Source organism: Pedobacter sp. UYP1 (genome assembly GCF_040547305.1).
GTDB lineage: Bacteria > Bacteroidota > Bacteroidia > Sphingobacteriales > Sphingobacteriaceae > Pedobacter.
Genome location: NZ_JBEPPL010000007.1, coordinates 251,829 through 277,213, shown reverse-complemented (window position 1 = coordinate 277,213; position 25,385 = coordinate 251,829). Strand labels below are relative to the sequence as shown.

Annotated in this window: 18 protein-coding genes and 1 rRNA gene; 17 read left to right on the top strand and 2 right to left on the bottom strand. The window is 40.3% G+C overall.

The window, feature by feature from the left end; all coding sequences use genetic code 11:
* Positions 1-224: 224 nt before the first annotated feature.
* On the bottom strand, positions 225-1,484 hold the full coding sequence (locus tag ABIB30_RS16230; RefSeq protein ID WP_354303739.1) for an aspartyl protease family protein: 1,260 nt from the start codon (positions 1,482-1,484) through the stop codon (positions 225-227).
* Positions 1,485-1,751: 267 nt separating this feature from the next.
* On the opposite strand from ABIB30_RS16230, the gene rrf reads away from it, so the two are divergent.
* Positions 1,752-1,863 (top strand): 5S ribosomal RNA (gene rrf / locus ABIB30_RS16225).
* A gap of 92 nt (positions 1,864-1,955) precedes the next feature.
* On the opposite strand, the gene ABIB30_RS16220 is transcribed toward rrf, so the two are convergent.
* Positions 1,956-5,663 carry a T9SS type B sorting domain-containing protein gene (locus tag ABIB30_RS16220; RefSeq protein WP_354303737.1) on the bottom strand — a complete coding sequence of 1,236 codons (3,708 nt, stop codon included), beginning with the start codon at positions 5,661-5,663 and terminating at the stop codon, positions 1,956-1,958.
* A gap of 764 nt (positions 5,664-6,427) precedes the next feature.
* On the opposite strand from ABIB30_RS16220, the gene gap reads away from it, so the two are divergent.
* The 16 genes from gap to ftsZ all read left to right on the top strand — a co-directional run bounded on the left by gap (position 6,428) and on the right by ftsZ (position 25,331).
* On the top strand, positions 6,428-7,420 hold the full coding sequence (gap, locus tag ABIB30_RS16215; protein ID WP_354303745.1) for a type I glyceraldehyde-3-phosphate dehydrogenase: 993 nt from the start codon (positions 6,428-6,430) through the stop codon (positions 7,418-7,420).
* On the top strand, positions 7,413-7,850 hold the full coding sequence (locus ABIB30_RS16210; protein ID WP_354303735.1) for a GNAT family N-acetyltransferase: 438 nt from the start codon (positions 7,413-7,415) through the stop codon (positions 7,848-7,850). The genes gap and ABIB30_RS16210 overlap by 8 nt, the downstream gene beginning before the upstream one ends.
* A gap of 76 nt (positions 7,851-7,926) precedes the next feature.
* Complete coding sequence (locus tag ABIB30_RS16205) at positions 7,927-9,120, top strand: phosphoglycerate kinase (protein WP_111633639.1); 1,194 nt, start codon at positions 7,927-7,929, stop codon at positions 9,118-9,120.
* Positions 9,121-9,309: 189 nt separating this feature from the next.
* Positions 9,310-9,777 (top strand): division/cell wall cluster transcriptional repressor MraZ, encoded by a 468-nt coding sequence (gene mraZ, locus ABIB30_RS16200; RefSeq protein WP_041883311.1) that lies wholly within the window; start codon positions 9,310-9,312, stop codon positions 9,775-9,777.
* Entirely contained in the window at positions 9,767-10,672 is a 906-nt protein-coding gene (gene rsmH / locus ABIB30_RS16195; protein WP_354303732.1) for a 16S rRNA (cytosine(1402)-N(4))-methyltransferase RsmH, read from the top strand. Before mraZ ends, rsmH begins: the two co-directional genes overlap by 11 nt.
* A 3-nt stretch (positions 10,673-10,675) precedes the next feature.
* Entirely contained in the window at positions 10,676-11,104 is a 429-nt protein-coding gene (locus ABIB30_RS16190) for an FtsL-like putative cell division protein (RefSeq protein WP_183869550.1), read from the top strand.
* Positions 11,094-13,193, top strand: coding sequence for a PASTA domain-containing penicillin-binding protein (locus tag ABIB30_RS16185; RefSeq protein WP_354303743.1), 2,100 nt, complete (start codon positions 11,094-11,096; stop codon positions 13,191-13,193). The genes ABIB30_RS16190 and ABIB30_RS16185 overlap by 11 nt, the downstream gene beginning before the upstream one ends.
* 1 nt (position 13,194) lies before the next feature.
* On the top strand, positions 13,195-14,652 hold the full coding sequence (locus ABIB30_RS16180) for a UDP-N-acetylmuramoyl-L-alanyl-D-glutamate--2,6-diaminopimelate ligase (RefSeq protein ID WP_354303730.1): 1,458 nt from the start codon (positions 13,195-13,197) through the stop codon (positions 14,650-14,652).
* The gene (gene mraY / locus ABIB30_RS16175) at positions 14,652-15,899 is read left to right on the top strand and encodes a phospho-N-acetylmuramoyl-pentapeptide-transferase (RefSeq protein ID WP_354303728.1); all 1,248 of its coding nucleotides are present in this window, start codon (positions 14,652-14,654) and stop codon (positions 15,897-15,899) included. The genes ABIB30_RS16180 and mraY overlap by 1 nt, the downstream gene beginning before the upstream one ends.
* Positions 15,899-17,242, top strand: coding sequence for a UDP-N-acetylmuramoyl-L-alanine--D-glutamate ligase (gene murD, locus ABIB30_RS16170; protein WP_354303726.1), 1,344 nt, complete (start codon positions 15,899-15,901; stop codon positions 17,240-17,242). The genes mraY and murD overlap by 1 nt, the downstream gene beginning before the upstream one ends.
* 2 nt (positions 17,243-17,244) lie before the next feature.
* Positions 17,245-18,453, top strand: a complete 1,209-nt coding sequence (locus tag ABIB30_RS16165; protein ID WP_354303725.1) for an FtsW/RodA/SpoVE family cell cycle protein — start codon at positions 17,245-17,247, stop codon at positions 18,451-18,453.
* Positions 18,454-18,463: 10 nt separating this feature from the next.
* Positions 18,464-19,576 (top strand): undecaprenyldiphospho-muramoylpentapeptide beta-N-acetylglucosaminyltransferase, encoded by a 1,113-nt coding sequence (gene murG / locus ABIB30_RS16160; protein WP_354303723.1) that lies wholly within the window; start codon positions 18,464-18,466, stop codon positions 19,574-19,576.
* Positions 19,577-20,932: a UDP-N-acetylmuramate--L-alanine ligase gene (murC, locus tag ABIB30_RS16155; protein WP_354303722.1), complete on the top strand. Its 1,356-nt coding sequence runs from the start codon at positions 19,577-19,579 to the stop codon at positions 20,930-20,932.
* Complete coding sequence (locus tag ABIB30_RS16150) at positions 20,925-22,181, top strand: POTRA-like domain-containing protein (RefSeq protein ID WP_354303720.1); 1,257 nt, start codon at positions 20,925-20,927, stop codon at positions 22,179-22,181. Before murC ends, ABIB30_RS16150 begins: the two co-directional genes overlap by 8 nt.
* Before the next feature lie 27 nt (positions 22,182-22,208).
* Entirely contained in the window at positions 22,209-23,570 is a 1,362-nt protein-coding gene (gene ftsA / locus ABIB30_RS16145) for a cell division protein FtsA (RefSeq protein ID WP_068395018.1), read from the top strand.
* A 129-nt stretch (positions 23,571-23,699) separates the two neighbouring features.
* Complete coding sequence (gene ftsZ / locus ABIB30_RS16140) at positions 23,700-25,331, top strand: cell division protein FtsZ (RefSeq protein ID WP_354303718.1); 1,632 nt, start codon at positions 23,700-23,702, stop codon at positions 25,329-25,331.
* Positions 25,332-25,385 lie beyond the last annotated feature (54 nt).

The window sequence follows — 25,385 nt, the reverse complement described above, 5'->3', positions numbered from 1 at the left end:
GGTACTGCGGTAACACGTGGGAGAGTAGGTCGGTGCCAAATCTTAAAGAAAGCCTGTAGGAAACTACAGGCTTTTCTTGTTTAAAGAGGTTTTTTATAAATCCTGTTTATGGTTTACAGTCTTTTTGTAAACAAGCGCAGTAGCTTTTGATGAATCTGTTTAAAGTCTTTTTTATCTGTGATATCAATGTAGGATCAAACTGGAATAATGCCTGCCGCGTAACTCTAAATCCGTTTTTTTAATCTAAGGAGTACAACATGTTTATCATCACCTCTGTATATTTCCATCAATAACTGTTTCCCATTACGATCCTTCAGCATTTCTGTCAGATCATTAAGCTTATAATGTACTACACTGGCAAAGTTTATAGCAGTAATTTCATCATTTACTTGTAGCCCGGCTTCCTCTGCCGGTGAACCAACTTCAATTCTGCCGATATAATACCGGTCTTTAACCCCTTGTATCACATAAATTTCAAGACCAGACATGTCATGCTCGAACTTTGGAACCTCATTATTGTTCTTCTTCAGGTATAAAAAGCCACCGATATAATCAAAAGTAACTACGAAATGCCGTAATATATCAGATCCCAGACTACCATTCCTTGTTCTTCCTTCCATCGTAGAACGTCCAATGTTATATTCTGGAAAACCTGTCAGCACTTCGTTAAAGGTATATGTCCCAAGCTTAATAGCTGAAATCCTTCCCATGGAGCCATTGATGATTCCGTTGATTCCAACACCAAGATTAGCAGAAATTGTTTTTGCAGGTAGTGGAAAAGGTTTATCATGCAAAGATTCCATCATCAACGGATGGCTGGAGCCATTATCAATAAGCAGATCAACGTCTATATCGCCCAGCTCATCGGTCTTTATTTGTGTGCTCAGATAAGGTTTTCCACCCGTAATCTGTATCGGGATCCTCGTTCCTTTGAGCTCCATTTTAGCATCAGGAGTATAAAAAGTAAGCTTGTTTGTATAGTAATTGATTTTTACCTTAAAACTGTTAAAGAAATAGTAACCCAGGATGCCATAGATTTTAATTCCAAGATAATTTGATAAATCAAAGATGTCCTTTTTAAAGATTGCTGTAGGAATACTTCTGATGGTGGCTTTACCTACTTTGGCATCAACATTTCTGGTTAAAACAGCCTCAATGTTATCACCGAATCCATAGCCTTGAACCTTCACGGTCTGAGCTTTTTTAAGATCCAGATTATCCAGAAAAGTGGTGTCTGTAATAATCATTTGTGCTACACCTGTGTCTAATAGAAAATTGTAAGGGCCTTTTCCATTAATGTAGACAGGAATAATGATGAGATTTTTGACTAATACAAAAGGAATGGACTGTTTTTTACGGTTTCTGCTGAACTCAAATCTTTGCGCATGAACAGGAGGAGTTAATACAAACAGCAGGTATAACAATACGCCTCCGGTAAGCAATAACTTAGCACAGCTAATTTTCCTGGAGCGTCTTTGGATCATCGTCATACGGGTTATAATTTCCAGAAAATATGCTTTTTGAAAACTATAAGACAGATCGCTCCCAGTGAAAGCCGGGGGAAAGCTAAGCTTAGGGACAAGAAGTATATTTGGTTAGAAATTCTTATATTAAATATACAAAAAAAAATTGTTAAGCTAAGATTGAATAATTTGTTATTTATAGGGTTAAAGTGATATTTTTAGCTATCTTTGAGCCATCAATAAGACATAAAAACATGAACTGCAATTGCAGGGAGTGTTCGAAAATATTTAGGTGCCTATATCGGTGGTGTCCACCTCTTCCCATTCCGAACAGAGAAGTTAAGCCCACCAGAGCCGATGGTACTGCGGTAACACGTGGGAGAGTAGGTCGGTGCCAAATCTTAAAGAAAGCCTGTAGGAAACTACAGGCTTTTCTTGTTTATGATATTTTATTTATTTTAGGGCGTATCTATAAGCTTTTAATGGCATCTGTTACCTTAAAACGGTTAAAGAACCAGATATGATTTTTCTACCATTTTTGGGATCTATTACGTAATAATACACGCCTACCGGCACATATTCCCCGTTATATTTTCCATCCCAGCCCTTTGTAGTACCAGTTCCACTATATACTTTTCCACCATATCTGTTAAACACATTGACGGTGGCCTGCGGGTAACTGCTCAGATATTTGATATTCCATTCATCATTGATGCTGTCCCCATTGGGCGTGAACGTATTGGGGATTTCCGGATTCTGCAGCACATGTACAAATACATCATCTGTCGCGGAACATCCCTGGGGAGTAGTTACCGTTAATTGATAGGTTATATCACGGGAGGGTGATGCCACAGGATTAGGTATATCATCTCTGTCCAGACTCGTTGATGGACTCCATTTATAGCTTAAGGCTAAATTAGCAGGAGCAGTGACCGCTGCTGTCAATTGTACTTCTCCACCTTCTAAAATGGTCTGGTCTTTTCCGGCGTCTGCAGTCGGGGTACCAAAAACGATAATATCCTGTGTTTTTACTGCTGAAGAGCAGCCATTATCGGGCGTAAACGAATACGTTAAAGTATGTTTTCCTACACCGGCTGCAATAGGGTCAAACATTCCTGAAACACTCACTCCGTCGCCTGTATAAATACCCGTACCAGGTAATAAGCCAGTAGTCTCTCTGCCTTGGGTCAGCTGAAATGGAGCAAATGAACTGCATACGGATGTTGGTAATATATCAAATACGACTTCAGGTACGGAATGTAAAGTAATCGGAATGGTCTGCTCATCGATGCAGGAAATCCCGGAATAGGCCACCATTCGTACCTTGAATACTTTAGTGGCTGGGGTATGAAATACGGGATAAAGATGTTTGTATAATTTTGGAGTAGTAAACCTCAATCCGGGGTTGTTATCTGTTTCTATAACTGTGGTATTATTCTCTGCATCATAATACCAGTCAATGCGGGTGATTTCACCAAAATCAACTGTTGCGTGATCTTCAAATAAAACCTCTTTGCCACTACAAAGCGCTGTACTGTTTTGCACTGTAAAGCTGGCTTTAGGTGCACTGCCGTTTACGCGGAATGTTTTTGTTATAGTACGGCCACAGGCACCATTTCTGAATACGGTCAATTGTGTTTTGTAATCTCCTGTATGTGTATAAACATGTTGTCCATTTCTTGCTGTAGATGTTGGGTTCGCCGAGCCTGGGTCTCCAAAATCCCATAAATAAGTAAGTTCAGTCTCTACGCCATCAGTAATTATCGTTTTATTGGTGAACTTCGCCAAAGCGTCTTTTAAACAAATGTCTGGCATTTCAAAATCTATAACGTCCAGTGGCGCGATCACATTCAACTTCACAATATTGCTAATTAACTTTAAGCTGTTACAGCTTGGATAGGATATAGCCCTGCGGTAGTACATAGTTTGCTGAATTAATGCAGGTTTGTAATTTTTATCCAGTGCTCCCATAATGTCCTGGTAAGTAATTCCATCTGAAGAAAATTGCCATTGGTAAATATAAGAATCTGCACTTGCTACAATCGTACTCCCCTCAATCAGGCCAGGTATTCCCTCTGTACAAAATGCCGTTGTCGGTGGTACTTTAATTTCATTGTGTAAATTAGGTACGTCTATGGTTATATCTCCTGTGGTAGAAGTTTTACTACTGTAATTACTTCCGGGAACAGTTCCGGCCGTTCCTGTTTCATAAGAAGTATTGCTTCCTGGAAAAGCGTTTATCAAAGGGGAAATTCTGCGGTTAGCATCAGCAATAGTACGCGTAGGATCTAAATACTGTCCCTGAGCATTAATTTTATAAACCCCAGCTCTAGTACCACAACCAATCCGGGCCGTTAATGTAATCAGCACCGTATCGCCCGGAGAAATGTTGAAATCCCCAAATAAGGGTAAGTTTGCATCATTGCTAAGATTACTGATACTGACTGGTCCGGCTGCATCTCCGGTATAAGTTACAGTTGCTGAACTATATAAAAACCCAGGAGGAAGTTGTACCTTAACCTGTACGCCACCTGCATTTCCTCCATTGGGATAATTATTTGTTTTAATCTGATAGCTGACTAAATCTCCGGGATAATGAATTCCCGCAGGGCTGGTCTTTGTTATTACAGTGTTGAGTTGAGGATAACATAAAGTTCCACCACCTTGTAAATAAGCGGGAAGAGCTGAAATCAGAAAGGGTACTGCATGTCCATCCTGTCCGTCGGCAGCATGATTATGAGCTCCTGTTTCAACAGCTCCTGCTTTACCCTTGCCCACGTTCACATTTACGGAGGTCGCAGGTAGAGAATGGAAAACTTCTCCGCCGCCGGCACCTCCTCCGGGGCCATGGGCATTACCAGAACCATCTGTATAGGTATCACCACCATTACCGCCAATAGCCTCAATGGTAAGCATGGCTGTAGGGTCAGGATTAGTTACTTTAATGAATACTGTACCTCCTGCACCGCCACCTCCGGCCCCATCAGGAGACGTCCCAATCGAGCCAATCTTTCCATTACTTCCATTGGAGAGAATTTTGCCGGCGCCAGTGATCCTGCCAACGTTGATCAGGACAATCCCGCCACCTACTCCACCTTTTACTCCGTCTCTTGCATTGTCGGCATGTCCGGCACCACCTCCACCACCCATGATCAACCGGGCTGGCCCCGGATTTTGTATATTATAACTGACAGATCCTGGCCGCCCGCCGTTGGGAAAAGAGCCAGGATTATTATCCAATTGAAAAAGTCCATTACCACCGACCCCACCTGCACCACCACCTGCACCACCTCCACCACCGGCATTATGTACATTGCCACCACCACCTGCATTGCCGGGGGCACCTTTACCAAAAGAACCCGCGGGTAATCCTTCGACTTGATTATCGACTTGATTAAACCCGTCCCACATGTAGCGGGGAGTACCTGCGATCCCTTCTCCTTTGCTTGAGGAATTATAATCTGTGGAAAGGGTAACATAAAGCCCCGTTAAATTCCTGCCTCCACCAATCGCTGGCGCATAGCCTCCTCGAAAACCTCTGGCGGAAGCGTCTATCTGAAACCCATTAAAGTTCATTGTTCCAGATACGTCGAAGGCAATTATTCCTCCTGCTTTCCCATTAAAAGGTGGGGTTTTAATGTCTTTAGTTAAAGTAAGGTTAGAATACTGAGGAATCCGGACTATTTGAAACGTCCTTGCTCCATGGTCAGCGATAGCGGCAGCATTTATATAACTATTAACACTCCCTTTTGCTGCACCAATTCCTCTAAAGGTTAAAATTCCTCCGCTAAGGGGAACAGAATTAATAGCAATGACATATTCAAATTTCCCGGTGTTGCCCAAACTGGTGTATCCCGTACCGCCAAGTCCGTCATATCCTGATTTGTCATTGTTGGCGCCATAAAAAGCATCATTTGTGAAATTTATTATTGCGTCCTGCATTTGGATGATTAATACCATATCTCCTGGACTGATAGGAGTAATTCCAAAACTATTGCCGTAAACGTCATTGGCAGGCACTGGACCGAGCGAGATACTTTTTGCTCCTGCTGATAATGTAATATCTCCTTGAGGTGGGAAATAAGTATTAATAGAACTGGAAATATTTACAGGTCCGTCCAGCCCTGGTGTGCCACAGGTCTGTGCCTGTAGTGCTGAACATAAAAAAAATAATACTAAGAGCAGAGATATTCTTTTCATTCTTTGTTGAGTGTATCAATAGATTTTGAATGAAATTAATAATAAAATTTATGATTATATTTTTTTTAATAAGTTCATTTACAGTTGTATATGTGTTTTTTTTCTATAGAAAAACTAAAACATTATAGCAATTGAAAATTCCGGAAAGAATAAATAAGATATATCAAAACCATTTATTTTAATGCCTGATCTTTCCGGAATTTCAGCTTATCTGATTAGCAAGGGCCCTTACCTACAACATATGGATCATTTGGATATAGGGGTTGCACTCCCTGGGCAATGAAAAAATTCGATAGATAAGTCCGTACATTATTAGACAATGGAGTTACAGGTCTTAAACCAGGGCCAGTATTTGATTTAATTGCACAGAGCCTGCACCCATCAGGACAAGGTGCAACGGCATTAAGATCAGCAGGATTATAAAGAGTATAACTAGTGCTTAATGTCGGATTACCGGACCCGTCATATAAATACCATGCTTTTGCCATAATAAAGATTCTTTTATAAATCAAAAAGACATCAAAAAAACTTTAATTCACGCCTACTCTTTCCCTGGTTTTCGGCTGCTCCATAATTAACTATTTCATTGTATTAATTTACGGATACATGCATAGTTTTACTAGGGTCAAAGTTTACAATCTGCCATGATACTCATTTTAAACCCTTATCATTCAGCTACTCTATAAACTAGATGTAAAACAATGAAATATCATAAGTTAAGCCCAAAGAATATAGCTAGTTTTGTGCCGTCAATTGAAAATGAAATGAAATTAGCAATTAATGGTTTTGGCAGGATAGGACGTATATTTTTACGGACTGCCCTGGAAAAAAATATCAATGTGGTCGCTATAAACGATCTTGGTGATCCGGCAACTTTAGCGCACCTGTTTAAATATGATACCGTTCACCGTGGTTTCAAAGGAGAGGTAACTTTTGATGAAGAAGCGCTGATTATTAACGGAAAACGAATTAATGTTTACCGCGAAGCCCAGCCAGAGAATCTACCCTGGAAAGCTTTAGACATAGACATCGTACTGGAATCTACTGGTAAATTTACAACCAGAACAGGAGCAGGCAAACATTTACTGGCGGGCGCTAAACAAGTACTCATCTCTGCCCCGGCAGATAAAGATATTCCTATGTTCGTACTGGGAGTTAATGATTCGGTACTTGACTTAAGTGCAGAAATTATTTCTAACGCTTCCTGCACCACAAACAATGTAGCACCAATGGTAAAGATCCTCGATGATAAATGGGGGATTCTTGACGGTTATATTACCACGATACATTCCATGACTGGTGATCAAAACCTCCATGATGCACCACATAAAGATTTAAGAAGAGCAAGAGCTGCCTCTGCCTCGATTATTCCTACCAGTACAGGGGCTGCAAAAGCAATTACTAATATTTTCCCTCATCTGGAAGGCAAACTTGGAGGAGCAGGTATTCGTGTTCCGGTATTAAACGGTTCATTGACTGATTTTACCTGCATCCTTAAAGAAAAAGCTACAATAGAAGAAATTAATGCGGCTTTTAAATCGGCTGCAGAAAATGAAATGAAAAGGGTACTGGAATATACAGAAGATCCGATTGTATCTGTAGATATTCTGGATAATCAGCATTCTTGTATTTTTGATGCACAACTCACCTCTATTGTCGGAGATCTGGTTAAAGTGGTGGGCTGGTATGATAACGAGTCCGGTTATTCCGCAAGGCTGGTAGATCTGGTGCTTAAAATTTCAGCAAGTCATGATTAGAAGAATCTCTCCGGCAGAGACACTGCATCTTAGAAGCACCGTTTTATGGGGCAACAGGCCCCTGGCGGATTGTGGTCTTGCCAGTGATGCTATAGAAAATGGATTCCATCTGGGGTGTTTTGAAGATGAAAAGCTGGTTTCTATCGGTACATTTATACCCGAAAATTATAAAGAAAAAGGAGACGGAGGCTTCAGACTGCGTGCCATGGCTACCGATCCGGCTTATACAGGGCGTGGTTTTGGTGCAGCACTAATAAATTTTGCAATCAATGAGCTGAGATCGGTTCATGCTTCTTATATTTGGTGTAATGCAAGGACTGTCGCTGTAGGTTTTTACAGCAGACTAGGGTTTGAAGTCATTTCTGAGGAATTCGAAATTCCAGGAGTCGGCCCGCATTTTGATATGTTTAGCCAAATAGCCGAAAAATAAATTTATAACGTGAAAGTCGTGATTCATCGTTGATGACGCGCATGACTTTTTTTAACACCTAAAAATTAGATACAAGATGAAAACAATTGACCAATGTGATTTCAAGGATAAGAAAGCTTTAGTAAGGGTAGATTTTAATGTGCCTTTGGATAAGGATTTCAACATCACAGATGATAAAAGAATGCGTGCTGCATTACCAACAATCACTAAGATTTTGAATGATGGTGGTTCTGTGATTTTAATGTCACACCTGGGCCGCCCAAAAGGAGGTCCTGAAAATCAATTTTCGCTGAAACATATTTTAGGTGATTTATCAAGAATGCTTGATCTTGAAGTTAAATTTGCGGATGATTGTATTGGTGCTTCTGCTGTTGATGCAGCAAGAAACCTTGTTCCGGGACAGGTTTTATTATTAGAAAACCTTCGTTTTTACAAAGAAGAAGAAAAAGGAGATAAAGATTTTGCAGCTAAACTTGCGAAATTAGGCGATGTATATGTAAATGACGCTTTTGGTACAGCGCACCGTGCACATGCTTCTACTTCAATTATTGCTGAGTTTTTCCCTACAGAAAAATACTTTGGTTACCTGATGGCTGAAGAGCTGAAAAATGCAGAGAAAATTAACCACCATGCAGAGAAGCCTTTCACTGCGATTATGGGCGGCGCGAAAGTATCGGACAAAATCCTTTTAATTGAGAGCTTACTTGAAAAAGTAGATAACCTGATTATTGGTGGTGGTATGGCTTATACTTTCAGTAAAGCACAAGGTGGTGAAATTGGTACTTCTTTATTGGAAGCTGACCGTATGGAACTTTGTTTGCAATTACTGGAAAAAGCGAAAGCAAAAGGTGTTAATATCATTTTACCTCTGGATACTGTTATCGCTGATAAATTTGACAATAACGCTGAAAAGAAAAATGTTGATGCAGGTCATATCCCTGCAGACTGGATGGGACTGGATATTGGCCCTAAATCAGTTGAACTTTTCTCTGAAGTAATTAAAAAATCAAAAACGTTATTATGGAATGGCCCGATGGGCGTTTTTGAAATGGCTAATTTTGAGCAAGGTACGCGCGCAGTTGCCAATGCTGTTGTAGCAGCTACCAAAGAAAATGGTGCATTTTCTTTAATTGGTGGTGGTGACTCTGCTGCTGCAATTGCTAAATTCAACCTGGAAGATGAAGTGAGCTATGTTTCTACCGGTGGTGGTGCATTGCTTGAGTACATGGAAGGTAAAGAACTACCTGGTGTTAAGGCTATTAACGGATAAGGTTAAAACCAATAAAATTTCCACAGGATCACGATCCTTTTTGAAGGCCGCTTTTTAAAGCGGCCTTTTTGCATATATAGTGGTAGAATGTGGGGCATAATTTATGTTGATAACTTTTTTGTGGTAGATTGTGGTAAAAAGTGGTAGAAGTGTCTATTTTTACACTACATAAAAAGTGTAGATACTAAAATGGTTCAACTACTTGGAGAATTTGATTGTAAATTGGATACGAAAGGCCGCATGATGGTCCCTTCGAATCTGAAAAAACAATTGCCAAACGTTGAACAAGAGGGACTTGTGATAAACAGAGGTTTCGAAAAGCATTTGGTGATCTACCCTAAGAAAGTGTGGGAAGGAATAGTGGAAGAGCTGAGTAAACTGAACCAATATGAGAAGAAAACGAGAGAATTTATTCGTTTTTTTACGCGTGGCGCGACAGAATTGACGCTGGATGCTTCGGGTAGAGTCAATCTTCCGAAGTCATTATTGGAATTTGCAGGTATAGATGGCGAAGTAATCTTGTCTTGTCAGTTTGATAAAATAGAGCTTTGGTCTAAAACTGCCTACGACAATTTACTGGATAGTGAGCCGGAAGATTTTGCAAATCTGGCGGAAGAAGTGATGGGAAATAAAAACAGGGGGGAAGATGGAAAATAATTATCATGTGCCAGTACTTTTGCAGGAATGTATTGATGGGTTAAATATCAAACCTAATGGCGTATATGTGGATGTTACTTTTGGCGGAGGTGGCCATTCAAGAGAAATCTTGTCTAAACTGGGCAAAGACGGTGTACTCATCGCTTTTGATCAGGACCCTGATGCACAGCGCAACAAGATTGACGATTCCCGCTTCTTATTTGTTGATCAGAATTTCGCTTTCTTAAAAAATAATCTTCGTTTGTTAGGTTATAAGCAGGTAGATGGTATTCTGGCTGATCTTGGTGTTTCTTCACACCAGTTCAATGAGCCAGAAAGAGGCTTCTCTACCCGTTTCGAATCTTCTTTGGATATGCGTATGGATAAACAAGGCAAGCTTACTGCTGCTGATGTTTTAAATACTTATACCGAAGATAAACTGCATAAAATATTTGGGATCTACGGTGAGGTTAAAAATGCAAAATCATTGGCCAGAGCGGTGGTAACATCCCGCGCAGGACAACCTATTGTTACCCTGGCTGATTTTAAAGCAGCAGCAGGAGCCCACATCCCCAAGGGAAAAGAAAATAAATACATGGCACAGGTATTTCAGGCTTTACGGATCGAAGTGAACGCGGAGATCGAAGTACTGGAAAGCTTTTTATTACAAACTGCTGAGGTATTAAGTCCGGGTGGCAGATTGGTCGTGATGTCTTACCATTCACTGGAAGACAGGCCGGTAAAGAATTTTATTGCTAAAGGAAAGATCAGAGGTGAAGCAGATAAGGACTTCTTCGGCAATGAAGAAAAGCCATATAAAGTAATTACGCGTAAAGCAGTAATTGCCGAACAGGACGAGCTGGAAAGAAACAGCAGGTCCAGAAGTGCAAAGTTGAGAATTGGAGAAAGGATCTAAGATATGAACAACCAGTTCAGAGCAGATGAGGTAGAGGACGAAGAGGAATTACCAGAAGAACCGGTAATTCGCTTGAAAAAGCCTAAAAAAGAAAAGAAGGAATCTGAAAATGCTAACCTTTTCTTTAAAAAGCTTTTTGTGGATGGCGTAGTGACTAAAGAAGCCGCTACTGCCATGTTGCCTTTTCTTATCTTTTTGTCGCTGTTGACAATGCTTTACATTGCAAACAGCCATATGGCGGTTAAAAATATAAGAGATATAGATAAACTAAATAAAGAAGTAAAAGAACTGAGCTGGGAATATAAATCATTGAAAGCTGATTTAATGTTCAAAAGTAAGTTAACAGAAGTAGCTAAAAAAGTAGATACGTTAGGCATTAAGGAGCTAACAGAGCCTCCTAAAAAAATTATCATAAGTAATGATGAACATTAGAGCTAACATATTATTACGTGTTTATCTGTCCTTCGGACTGATTGTACTGCTTGCCGTGGCAGTATTAATCAGATTATGCGATGTACAATTTGTAGAGGGGCATAAATGGCGTGCCATGGCCGATAGTCTCTCTACAAAGTATATCAATGTGGATGCTGCACGTGGTAATATTTATTCTAATGATGGAAGCCTGTTAGCTACGTCTGTACCAGAGTATGAATTGAGAATGGATTTATACGCTGGCGGAATTAGTGAGAATAAAGTTTTTTATGCTAAAGTGGATTCTCTGGCTATGAAACTTTCACAGTTTTTTGTGGATAAAACGCCAAAGGAATATTCCCGTATGCTGCGTACTGCCAGAGCAGACAGTGTCAGGTATTTATTGATTAAGCGTAAAGTGAATTATCAGCAGCTCAAGGAATTGAGAACTTTCCCATTGTATAATATTGGAAAGTATAGTGGTGGTTTGATGGCTATTCAACAGAATAAAAGAATTTTACCTTTTCAAAACCTGGCAAAGAGGACGATCGGGTATAAAAATGAAAACGTATCCAATGGCGTAGGACTGGAAGGTGCTTACGGCAATTATATTAATGGGGAAAGTGGTAAAAGATTAGTACAGCGTATTGCTGGTGGTGTTTGGATGCCAGTTAATGATGAGGCTGAAATTGCACCGAAAGAAGGATCTGATATTATTTCTACGATTGATATCAATATGCAGGATCTGGCGCAGAGTGCATTAGAGAAACAAATGATCAAAAGTGATGCAGATCATGGAACTGTGATTTTGATGGAAGTAGAGACTGGTGAAGTCAGAGCAGTTGCGAATTTTACCAGGGAGAGTGAGGGTGTTTACAAAGAGATGTTCAATTACGCGATTGGTGGAAGCCAGGATCCGGGATCTACTTTTAAGCTGGCCTCTTATATGGCTTTGCTGGAAGATAAAAAAATTGATACGAACACAACAGTGGATACTGGAAATGGAGTTTATAGACTTTATAATCATAACATAAAAGATTCCCATGGGGGCGTTGGAGTGGTAACTGCTAAAAAAGCATTTGAAGTTTCATCAAATACGGCTGTGGCTAAATTTGTTTATAGCGCTTATAAAGATGATCCTAAGCAGTTTACAGATCATTTATACCGGATCCATATGAATGAAAGACTGGGACTACAAATTACCGGGGAAACAAAACCGGTCATTAAGAATCCATCTTTTAAGTCCTGGAGTGGTTTGACCTTGGCGCAGATGGCGTATGGTTATGAAATGCAGATTACCCCACTGCAAATTTTGACGTTTTATAATGCCATCGCAAATGATGGGAAATATATAGCACCAATTTTTGTAAAAGAGATCAGAAGACTGGGAAATCCGATTGAGCAGTATCATGCGAGGGTGATCAGTGAAAAAGTTTGTTCTGAGGCTACAGTGAAAAAATTACAGGCGATGCTGGAAGGCGTAGTCACTGAAGGTACTGGTAAACTGATGGGATCCCCGTTTTACCGGGTAGCTGGAAAAACAGGTACTGCACAGGTGGCTGATGGAAATAAAGGTTATAAAGCCAAGAGAAGTTATCAGGCTTCTTTTTGTGGTTACTTCCCTGCCGATAAACCTAAGTACTCGATTATGGTTTCTATTAACGGACCAAAAAATGGGTATTACGGTGGGTCAGTTGCCGGGCCGGTATTTAAAGAAATTGCAGATCGTATTTACGCAAGTGATGTGCAGATGTATAACAATGTGACTGACCATCTGGTTGGAAATACGAAAAGTCCGGAAGCGAAAGCGGGACAGAGTAAAGCAGTGAAAAGTGTATACAATGCGCTGGGAATAAAAGCCCTTTATGCTGCCAAATCTGACTATTTCAATAGTATAGATACCAGCAATGGGATTGTTTACCAAGAATATAGTTCTGTGAAAGGCATGATGCCTAATGTAAGCGGAATGGGCTTAAAAGATGCTTTATATCTTTTAGGGAACGCCGGTTTAAAAACACAGGTTAAGGGAAGTGGAAAAGTAATAAGCCAGTCGATTCCTTCGGGGATGAAGATTGGAAGAGGATTATTGGTACAATTAGAATTGAAATAAGATGCAGTTGCAGGATGTTTTATATGGAGTGGCGATTAATAACCTGGTTGGAAAAACCAACAGGGTAATTAGTGCGCTTACGTTTGACTCACGTGAGGTACAGCAAGGTGCTGTATTTTTTGCAGTAAAGGGAACTTTGTCAGACGGACATACTTTTATTAACCAGACTATTGCTGCAGGAGCAACAGTTATTATTTGTGAGCAGACACCAGCAGAGATCAATCCTGAGGTGACTTATATCGTGGTAGAGGATACTTCGGTTGCATTGGGCATTATGGCTTCCAACTATTACGGAAACCCTTCTTCTTCGTTGAAACTGGTTGGGATTACCGGAACAAATGGTAAAACAACAATTGCTACTATTTTATTTAAGTTATTCAGAAGCCTTGGTTTCCATACCGGATTAATTTCTACGGTACAAAATCAGGTAAATGATAAAATAATTCCTGCTACACATACTACGCCAAATCCATTAGCGCTGAACCAGCTCTTGAAACAGATGGTTGAGCTGGGTTGTACTTACTGCTTTATGGAAGTGAGTTCTCATGCGATGGTGCAGCACAGGATAGAGGGATTGACTTTTGCAGGCGGTGTGTTTTCAAATATCACACACGATCATCTTGATTTTCATAAAACGTTTGACAATTATATTAAAGCTAAAAAATCATTTTTTGATTCCCTTCCGAAAGGTTCTTTTGCACTGACTAATTCCGATGATAAAAATGGGATGGTCATGCTGCAGAATACCAGGGCTTCTAAAAAAACTTATGCTTTAAAGCAACTGGCTGATTATAAAGTAAGCATTATTGAAAACAGGTTCAGTGGTCTGAATCTTGAAATTGATCATACTGATGTGTTTTTTAAATTGGTAGGTTCATTTAATGCTTATAACCTGGCTGCTGTTTACGGTACGGCTATGTTATTAGGTCAGGATAAACTTCAGGTATTAACGTTGCTGAGTAACCTGACTGGTGCTGAAGGCAGATTCGAAGAAGTACCTAATTCAAAACAGATTATTGGTTTGGTGGATTATGCGCATACGCCTGATGCTGTTCAGAATGTATTGAGTACCATTCATGACATCAGAAAAGGTACGGAGCAGGTGATTACTGTGATTGGTTGTGGTGGAGACAGAGATAAAACTAAACGTCCGGTGATGGCTCAGGTAGCTTGTGACTGGAGTGATAAAGTAATCCTGACTTCAGATAATCCAAGAACGGAAGATCCGCATCAGATTCTTGCTGATATGGAAGTTGGTGTATCGCCGACTAACCGGAGAAAAACATTAACGATCGCTGATCGTAAAGAAGCTATAAAAACAGCTTGTCATTTAGCCAGACCAGGTGACATTATCCTGATTGCGGGTAAAGGACATGAAAAATACCAGGATATCAATGGAGTAAAGTATCATTTTGATGATAAAGAAGTGTTAATGGAACAATTAAACTTAATCAGCTAATGCTATATTATCTATTTGAATATTTAAATGCACATTACGAATTTCCTGGCTTAAGGTTGTTCCAGTATATTACTTTCCGTACTTCACTGGCGATTATCATTTCGTTGATTATTACCACTGTTTTCGGAAGAAGAATTATCAACTATCTGCACAAAATGCAGGTGGGGGAAACGGTAAGGAATTTAGGTCTGGAAGGGCAAATGCAGAAACAAGGCACACCAACAATGGGTGGGGTGATGATTCTGATGGGTATCCTGATCCCGACCTTGTTACTGGCCAACCTGACTAATGTATATGTGTTACTGATGATTGTAACGACGGTATGGATGGGCGCGGTAGGTTTTGTGGATGATTATATTAAAGTATTTAAGAAAAATAAAGAAGGCCTTGCTGGAAGGTTTAAAATTGTCGGACAGGTAGGATTAGCTTTAATCATTGGCTGGACGATGTATTTCAACCCTAATATCGTAGTAAGACAAACTGTGGATGAAACCGGCGTAAGCAAAAATACGGCACCGATGGTCCTTAGACAAAAAGGAGAGAAATTCTATTACACGCAGGATGTAAAATCAACGATTACGAATATTCCTTTTTATAAAAATAACGAGTTTGACTATGCTAAGGTACTTAAGTTTTTAGGCCCTGGTTATGAGAAATATGCAGTGTTTGTTTTCATCCTTTTTGTGGTGATTATCATTACGGCGGTTTCTAATGGCGCGAATTTAACGGATGGGATAGATGGCCTGGCAACGGGTACTTCTGCGATTATAGGGATTACTCTGGGCTTGCTAGCCTATGTTTCGGGTAATACAGTGATTGCGGATTACCTGAATATCCTGTATATCCCCAATTCCGGGGAGCTGATGATTTTTGCGGGTGCATTTGTTGGGGCTTGTGTCGGGTTCTTATGGTACAATTCTTATCCTGCACAGGTTTTTATGGGGGATACCGGAAGTCTGGCCATTGGAGGTATTATCGCTGCATTGGCAATTATGATCAGGAAAGAATTGCTGATCCCGATTTTATGCGGGGTGTTCCTGATCGAGGTGACTTCGGTTATGCTCCAGGTATCTTATTTTAAATACACTAAAAAGCGCTTTGGAGAAGGTAAACGGATCTTCCTGATGTCGCCATTACACCATCATTATCAGAAAAAAGGATACCATGAAGCGAAAATTGTTACGCGCTTCTGGATTGTAGGAATATTATTAGCCATCATTACCATAATCACTTTAAAACTGAGATAATGGAAAAGCAAAGGATCGTCATACTCGGAGCTGGTGAAAGCGGTGTAGGTGCAGCAATTCTGGCGCAGAAGCAGGGCTTTGATGTTTTTGTTTCGGATTTCGGGGCAATTGCCGACCGTTATAAAGAAACATTGGTAGAACTGAATATCGCATTTGAAGAAAAACAGCATACTGTTGCTTCGATCATCAATGCGAGTGAGGTGATCAAAAGCCCCGGAATTGCAGATTCTGTGTCTATTGTCAAAGAACTGAAAAAGAAAAACATCCCGGTGATCTCAGAGATTGAGTTTGCTAGAAGATATACGACTGCAAAAACTATTTGTATTACCGGATCAAATGGTAAAACAACAACAACGATGCTAACTTACCATATCCTTAAAAAAGCGGGCTTGAATGTAGGCCTTGCCGGTAACATAGGACATAGTTTTGCAGCACAGGTAGCTACAGAGAATTTTGATTGGTATGTACTGGAAATATCGAGCTTTATGCTGGACGATATGTATGATTTCAGAGCTGATATCGCTGTACTTTTAAACATTACGCCTGACCATCTGGACAGGTACGATTACAAAATGACAAATTACGCAGCTTCAAAAATGCGTATCGTACAGAATCAGAGACCTGAAGATCATTTTATCTTTTGTGCCGATGATGAAGAAACCCTGAAAGCTTTAAAAAGCACGAAGGTGAATTCACAGAAATGCCCTTTCTCTATTCGTAAAAAGGTAGAAGGCGGAGCTTATCTGGAAGGCAACAATATTCATATCAATATAAATCCAAAAGACCATTTAACCATGTCAATTTCAGAGTTAGCTTTACAAGGCAAGCACAATATCTACAACTCTATGGCTTCGGGCATAGTCGCTAAAGTGTTGGAAATCCGCAATGCGACCATCAGGGAGAGTATGGGAGATATTAAAAATATTGAACACCGGTTGGAGCATGTCGCCAAGATTTCGGGTGTGGATTATATCAACGATTCAAAAGCTACCAATGTGAATTCTACCTGGTATGCGCTGGAAAGTGTAAATACAGACGTGATCCTGATTATGGGTGGTGTGGATAAGGGCAATGATTATGATATGCTGAAAGATCTGGTGAAGCAAAAAGTGAAAGCTATTGTTTGCCTGGGTAAAAACAATAAACGTATTCACGAAGCTTTTGAGGATGATGTGGAAATTATTGTCAATACGTTCTCTGCAAATGAAGCTGTACAGGTAGCCTATCACCTGGCAACAAAAGGAAATACCGTGTTGTTGTCACCAGCTTGTGCAAGTTTTGATTTGTTTAAGAATTATGAAGACCGTGGAAACCAATTCAAAATGGCTGTAAAAGAATTATAACAATGGGTACAGTACAGGCGCTTTTAGAGAAAACAAAAGGGGACCGCTGGATATGGCTGATCATAATCCTGTTGTCTCTGATCTCTATTTTTGCGGTTTATAGTGCAACTGGAACACTTGCTTATAAACAGGGCAAAACTGTAGAGAAAATACTGCTCACCAAACACTTGATTTTTGTGGTGATGGGGATTGGTATGATCTATATCGCGCATTTAGTGGATTATCAATACTATGCCGGGATTTCAAAGATCCTGATGATTATTACGATTCCGCTGTTGTTTTATACGCTGGTTTTTGGAACGAGCCTGAATGATGCTTCCAGGTGGGTTAAGATTCCTATTATCGGATTGACTTTCCAAACGTCCGATTTAGCAAAATTAGCCCTGATTACGTTTCTGGCCAGGATGCTGACCAAGAAGCAGGAAAATATCAAAGATGTAAAGACTTCCTTTATCCCGATTATGGGGTCGGTTTGTGTGGTTTTTGTTTTGATTGCATTAGCCAATTTATCAACAGCGCTGATGTTGTTTGGAGTAAGTATCTTATTGTTAATTATAGGCCGGATCAGTATTAAACAAATACTGGTGGTTTGTGCAGGTGGTTTTGTACTGCTGATGTTTGTCGTTTTCCTTGGGCCAAGACGTGAGACTTATAAATCACGTGTGAACTCTTATTTGCATCCGGAGGCTCAGCATTCAGATAAAACTTACCAGGCAGATCAGGCGAAGATTGCATTGGCATCTGGTGGGATTTTTGGAAAAGGGCCGGGAAATAGTACCCAGCGTAATTTCCTGCCTCACCCATATTCGGATTTTATCTTCGCAATTATCGTGGAGGAATATGGTTTGTTCGGGGCATTGATCATTATCGTGCTGTACTTGGTACTGCTTTATCGATGCGTCAGGATTGTGACGCAGAGTCCAAAGGCCTTTGGGGCACTGCTCGCCGCCGGACTGAGTTTTAGTTTGACGATACAGGCTTTTGCAAATATGGCGGTAGCCGTAGGTTTAGGACCCGTAACTGGTGTCCCTTTGCCGTTAGTAAGCATGGGTGGTACTTCGATGATCTTCACGAGTATCGCTTTTGGAATTATCCTGAGCGTAAGCAGGGATGTAGAAGAGAATGGTAAAAAAGGGTTAAGCGAAGATTTAGCTAAACCAGCAAGTAAAGTAAATAAAGTGATTGTGGGTGAGTTACCGGCAATGACATAAAATATATAGAATGAGACCAACAAAAATAATCATTTCAGGAGGCGGCACTGGCGGACATATTTTTCCTGCCATTGCGATCGCAAATGCGCTCAAACGCATAGAGCCTGAGTGTGAAATATTATTTGTAGGTGCGACAGGCAGAATGGAAATGGAAAAGGTTCCTGCTGCCGGGTACAAAATTGTAGGCTTGAATATCAGCGGAATTCAAAGGGGATCAATACTCAAAAATCTGAGTTTACCTTTTAAGTTGGTTGACAGTATGCAGAAAGCATTGAAGTTGATTTCAACCTTTAAGCCTGATGTGGTAGTGGGGGTTGGTGGTTATGCTTCGGGGCCGGTTTTATTTGCGGCTTCCTGGAAAAATATTCCATACCTCATACAAGAGCAGAATTCTTATGCGGGTATGACCAACAAAAGACTAGGGAAAAAGGCTTCGAAGATATGTGTGGCTTTCGATGGAATGGAGCAGTTTTTTCCGGCCGATCGTATCTTGAAAACGGGTAATCCGGTACGTAAAGATGTAGTCGAGATTTACAATAAACGTTTCCACGGATCGGAATTGCTGAAACTGGATCCGCTGAAGAAAACTGTTTTAGTAACAGGCGGAAGTCTTGGTGCTGCGACATTGAATAAAAGTATTGAAAAGCATTTGCAGGATTTTATAGACCAGGATGTACAGTTAATCTGGCAAACCGGTAAATATTATTATGCAGGAATTATGGAACGTCTGGGTGGAAGTTTTCACCCGAATGTACGGATACTAGAATTTCTGAACCAGATGGATCTGGCTTATGCAGCTGCTGATGTGATTATTTCAAGAGCAGGTGCAGGAACAATTGCCGAACTCTGCCTGATTAAAAAACCAGTAATCCTGGTGCCTTCGCCTAATGTGGCTGAAGACCATCAGACTAAAAATGCTATGGCATTAGTGAAAAGAAATGCAGCCCTGTTAATCAATGACCGCTCTGCGGAAGATACTTTGGTGTCACAGGCACTGGAATTATTAAAAGATGATGTTCGTTGTGAGCAGCTTTCAGTAAATATTGGGGAGATGGCGTTGCCACAAGCTGATGAGTTGATTGCAAGAGAAGTATTTAAACTAGCAGTAAAGAAGGATATATAGATGGAACTGGATTTAATCAAACGCGTTTATTTTATTGGTGCCGGTGGTATCGGAATGAGTGCGCTTGCGCGGTATTTTAAAAAACGCGGCTGCCTGGTAGGCGGATATGATAAAACCAGAACTGTTTTGACCAGTCATCTGGAGGAAGAAGGCATTCTGATTTCTTATGTGGATGAGTTGAGTTCATTGCCTTCAGGATTTGAAGTGACAGCGACCGATACGCTGATTGTATATACACCGGCGATCCCGAAAGATTCGGTATTGCTGAATTATTTCAGGGATAACGGTTTCAATTTACAGAAGCGGTCCCAGGTATTGGGGATTATCAGTAAAGGACAGTTTTGTATTGCTGTGGCGGGTACGCACGGTAAAACAACTACTTCTTCAATTGTTGCGCATATTCTGACGGATACTGGTTATGGATGTACTGCTTTTTTAGGCGGAATTACGACGAACTATCAAAGTAACTTTCTGCTGGGCGACAACAATGTTGTAGTGGTGGAAGCAGACGAGTATGATCGTTCTTTCCTGACCTTACATCCGGATATTGCCGTGATTACTTCTATGGATGCAGATCACCTGGACATTTATGGAGATGCAGCACAATTAGAGGAATCATTTCAGTTATTTGCCAAACAGTTAAAGCCAGGAGGTACTTTGTTCTTTAAACAAGGATTACCAATTGCTGAAGGGATAACCTATGGGAGTGAGACAGGGGCTATTGTCCGGGCCTCAAATATCAGGGTAGAAGAGGGGAATTTTGTTTTTGATTATCAGGATGAAAATGTAAGCATTACGGATATACCATTGATGCTTCCTGGAAAACATAATGTAGAAAATGCCACTGTAGCGATGGCAGCGGCACTAAAATTAGGAATTGACCCGATTAAAGTGAAAGCCGCGGTTGCAAATTTTAAAGGTGTAAAAAGACGTTTTGAATACGTGGTGAGAGCAGATAAGCATATTTATATTGATGACTATGCACATCATCCTGAAGAGCTGCGCGCTTGTTTTCATGCGGTCAGACAACTCTATCCGGACAAGAAGATGACTGTTGTATTTCAACCGCATCTTTTTAGCCGTACAAGGGACTTCGCAGCTGATTTTGCGGAAGTTTTAAGTACAGTTGATGAATTGTTGCTGCTGGATATTTATCCTGCCAGAGAGTTGCCGATGGAAGGGATTAGTTCGGAGTTTTTAAGGGCGAAATTAACGCTTGAAAACACTGGGGTTTACTCGAAAGATGAAGTACTGAAATATGTAAAGGTAAACCAACCTGAGTTATTGGTTACTGTGGGAGCAGGAGATATTGATACTTTGATTCAACCGTTAAAAAATATTTTGACCGATGTTTAAAAGGATTGACTGGAAATTTGTTTTTAAATGTTTTGCCTGGATTTTTTGTCTTGGCGGAATAGTTACCCTTATGAGCTTTGTATCGGTGAAAAAGCATACAGTTAATATAACGAATATAAAAATTCTTATTCCTGGAGCAGATAACTTTATCGAAAGAGAAGAAATTGATGCGATATTGAAACAGAGCCAGGGCCAGTTAATCGGACGTAAACTGGAAGAGATTAACCTGCACGCAATTGAAGAAAAAATTAAGTCAAATCCTTATATAGCATTGTCTACAGTTTATGCAGATATGGACGGTGTAATCCATATTGAAATTAGTCAGAGACAACCTTTATTGAGAATTATCAGTTCAAGCGGACAGGATTTTTATATAGATAAAAATGGACTTAAAATGCCTGTGTCTCCGAACTTTACGGCAAACGTGGTCGTGGCAAATGGTAAGATTTTAGAGCATTTTAGTGGCAGGGTAGATACCTTGATTACTAAGATGGCTTCAGATTTGTATAAAACGGCATTATTTTTGAAAAAAGATACGTTGTGGGACTCACAAATTGAACAAATATTTGTTAATGATAAAGATGATATTGAATTGATACCAAGAGTGGGTAACCAGCGTATCATTTTAGGGAATGCAGATTCTCTTCAAACGAAAATGACCAATCTGATGACCTTTTACAAAGAGGCGATGCCAAAGGTAGGTTGGGACACTTATAAAACCATAAACATAAAATACACCAATCAGATTGTTTGTGAAAAGAACAACATGGATTCCATATTGGGGTCTGTCGGCAGAGCCAGGCCCGCAAAACCAACAATTGCTTCTGCAAGGAAAGTAATGGATTCGCTGGTGAGGGCTGAGGTTGCTGCAGAGCTCCGTAATAATCCTCAGGGACTTCAGGACAGTGAGTCAGGAGATAGAGCAATTGTACCGGCTGTAGTTAAAGCTTCACCAAAAACTGGGATGGTGATCCACAAACCGGCAAAGGTTATCCATCAGCCGGCAAAAGTTTCAGCAGCGAAGCCGGAACATAAAACGGTGAAAACTGAACATAAACCAGCTAAAACTACTGCAGACAAACCGATGGTGAAGCCCGGAAAAAAATGGGTAAAACCGGAGCAGAAGCCAGTGAAAGCTGAAAATAAACCAGTAAAAGCCGTCATTAAGCCTGCTGCAGTTAAACCAGCAAAAGCTAAAGTGACAACAAAACCAGTAAAAGAAACAAAACACACCAGTGATAATAATTAGTATATAATTCGACAAATAAATATAGTTATGGGCAAAGAAAAAACCACCGTTCAGTCTCCTATTGTAGTGGGATTGGACATCGGTACCACAAAAATCTGTGTGATAGTTGGTCGCAGAACACAGCATGGCAAGATTGAGGTTTTGGGTATTGGGAAAGCAGAGTCTGCGGGCGTAACCCGTGGTGTGGTTTCCAACATACAAAAAACTGTACAGGGTATTTCACAGGCCGTTGAATTGGCGAGCGGTCAGTCCAATGTGGAAGTACGTGTGGTAAATGTTGGTATTGCTGGTCAGCATATCAAGAGTTTACAACACCGTGGAATCCTGACAAGAAGAGAACTGAATAATGAGATCAGTAAAAAAGATCTGGATAAGTTAATTGATGATATGTTCAAACTGGTTATGCCCCCGGGAGAAGAGATCATCCATGTACTGCCTCAGGAATTTACTGTCGATAATGAGCCAGGAGTTAAAGATCCGATCGGTATGGCGGGTGTTCGTTTAGAAGCGAATTTCCATATCATTTCGGGCCAGGTAACTGCGGTGAAAAATATTATGAGATGTGTAACCAATGCTGGTTTACAAACTCAGGAACTGATTTTAGAGCCGCTTGCGTCTTCTGAATCTGTTTTAAGTGATGAAGAAAAAGAAGCTGGAATTGCTTTAGTGGATATAGGTGGTGGCACTACTGATATTGCTATTTTCCATGAAGGTATTATCCGTCATACGGCGGTTATTCCTTTCGGTGGAAATAGTGTAACTGAAGATATTCGTGAAGGTTGCTCAGTGATGAGAAATCAGGCTGAATTGTTGAAAACACGTTTCGGTTCTGCTTTAGCTGAAGAAAATAAAGAAAATGAAATTATTTGTGTACCAGGTCTGCGTGGCAGAGAACCTAAAGAAATTTCAGTAAAAAACCTTGCTTATGTGATCCAGGCCCGTATGGAAGAAATCATTGAGCATGTTTATTATGAGATTAAATCTTCTGGTTATGAGAAAAAACTAATCGGTGGTGTAGTAATTACCGGTGGTGGAGCGTTATTAAAGCACCTCTCTCAATTGGTTGAATATGTTACAGGGCTGGATTGTCGTGTAGGTTATCCGAATGAACATTTGTCGAAATATGAGGATATGCCAAAAACTATTTATGATGACCTGAAAAGCCCGATGTACGCGACCAGTGTTGGCTTGCTGATTAAAGGTATTCAAAAAGCTGAAGAGTTGATTGAAGAGTTAAAGCAGCCTGGTGTTTATGTCGAGAGACCAGCAGTTGTAAAGGATAAAGTGAAGCGCCCGGGAGGTGGATTATTTGATAAATTGTTAGCAAAAACTAAGGATTTCATTAAAGACGACATGAACGTAAGCGATGAGGATTATATAAAACCGTAATATTTATCCACAATAGACGATTTTTCCACATTTTAAACACTTGTGGAAAACGTGTGTTGAAAAAGTGTTAATATTACAATGAGAGATGAACAGGTAAAACCAATTTTTAAGTAACTGATTCATAAATATATGTATTTTGAAATGTTAAAAGATAAGTCATCAATCATCAAGGTAATTGGTGTTGGTGGCGGTGGTGGTAATGCGGTTAACCATATGTACCGTCAAGGAATTGCAGGTGTAGACTTTATAATCTGTAACACTGATGCCCAGGCATTGGAGTTCAGCCCTATACCGAATAAAGTACAGTTGGGTGCAAGTTTAACCGAAGGAATGGGTGCAGGCTCAATTCCGGAAGTGGGGAAAAATTCGGCTATTGAAAATATAGACGATATCAAAAGCATGTTAGGCAGTACTACAAAAATGCTGTTTATTACTGCGGGTATGGGTGGTGGAACAGGTACGGGTGCTAGTCCCATCATTGCGCAGGCAGCGAAGGAACTTGACATTTTAACTGTTGCTATTATCACAACCCCTTTCTCTTTCGAAGGTAAAAGACGTAAAATGCAGGCCGAAGACGGTCTGGATGAACTGAAGAAATACGTGGATTCTTATCTGGTTATTTCCAATGATCGTTTACGTGAAATATTTGGTAACCTGACTTTAGGTTCCGCTTTCGCACAGGCAGATGATATTTTGACTACTGCGGCAAAAGGTATTGCCGAAATCATAACGGTTCCGGGCTATATCAACGTGGATTTCAAGGATGTGCGTACAGTAATGAAAGACAGCGGTGTCTCTATCATGGGTAGTTTTGCCTGTGAGGGTGAAAATCGTGCTTTGAGTGCTGTTGAAGGTGCATTGGCTTCTCCACTGTTGAAAGACAATGAGATTGAAGGTGCGAGGTATATCCTGCTGAACATCAGTTCTGGTTTAAAGGAAGTTACTATGGATGAAGTAGCTATTATCACGGATTATATCCAGGATAAGGCTGGTTTAACTGCAGATCTGATCTGGGGTAACTGTATTGACGAAAACCTGGGTGAAAAACTTTCTGTAACGATTATTGCTACAGGTTTCCAGACTACGGAACAACGTGCACACGATAAAAAGAACGTAAAGAAAATTTCTTTGCTGACTCCTGAAGAAGCTCCACTGGTAAAACCATTAGAACCTGTTAACTCTTTTATTGAGCCAAAAGCGGGTGCTTATACGAATGAGCCAGTGATGAAACTGAAAGATGATCTGAAACAATCTGATCTTTTTGGTGATATGTACAGCGGGAACAGAAACAGGAGAGATGATGCGGATAGCGGGATTATCAGACATACTTTAGTAGAAGAAGAATCTACACCTGCTGAAAATAAACAGGAAGCAGGAACTGATTTTGAACTGAAAACATCGGAAACTGATTTTGTTTTTGAAGCACCTAAATCAAATTATAACGAACCGGCTGCTGTTCAGCAGGAAGAGGTAGTTGTACCTGGTCTGGATGATGATAAAAGTGATGAGTCAATTGAAGATCAGCTGAAAAAATCTAAAGAAAGAATTATGAGGCTGAAAGATCTGAGCATGAAGTTGCGTACAACCAATGGATTGCAGGAGCTTGAAAACGAGCCTGCTTATAAACGTAAACAAACCCAGTTACAACAGGTACAACATTCTTCGGAATCGCAGGTATCAAGGTTTACATTAAGCAATGATGAAGAAGGTAGTACTGAGATCAGGCCTAACAATTCATTCCTTCACGATAACGTTGATTAATCAACTGGTATAGAAAACGAAATTAGAAGCCTTAGCAATTAAATTGTTAAGGCT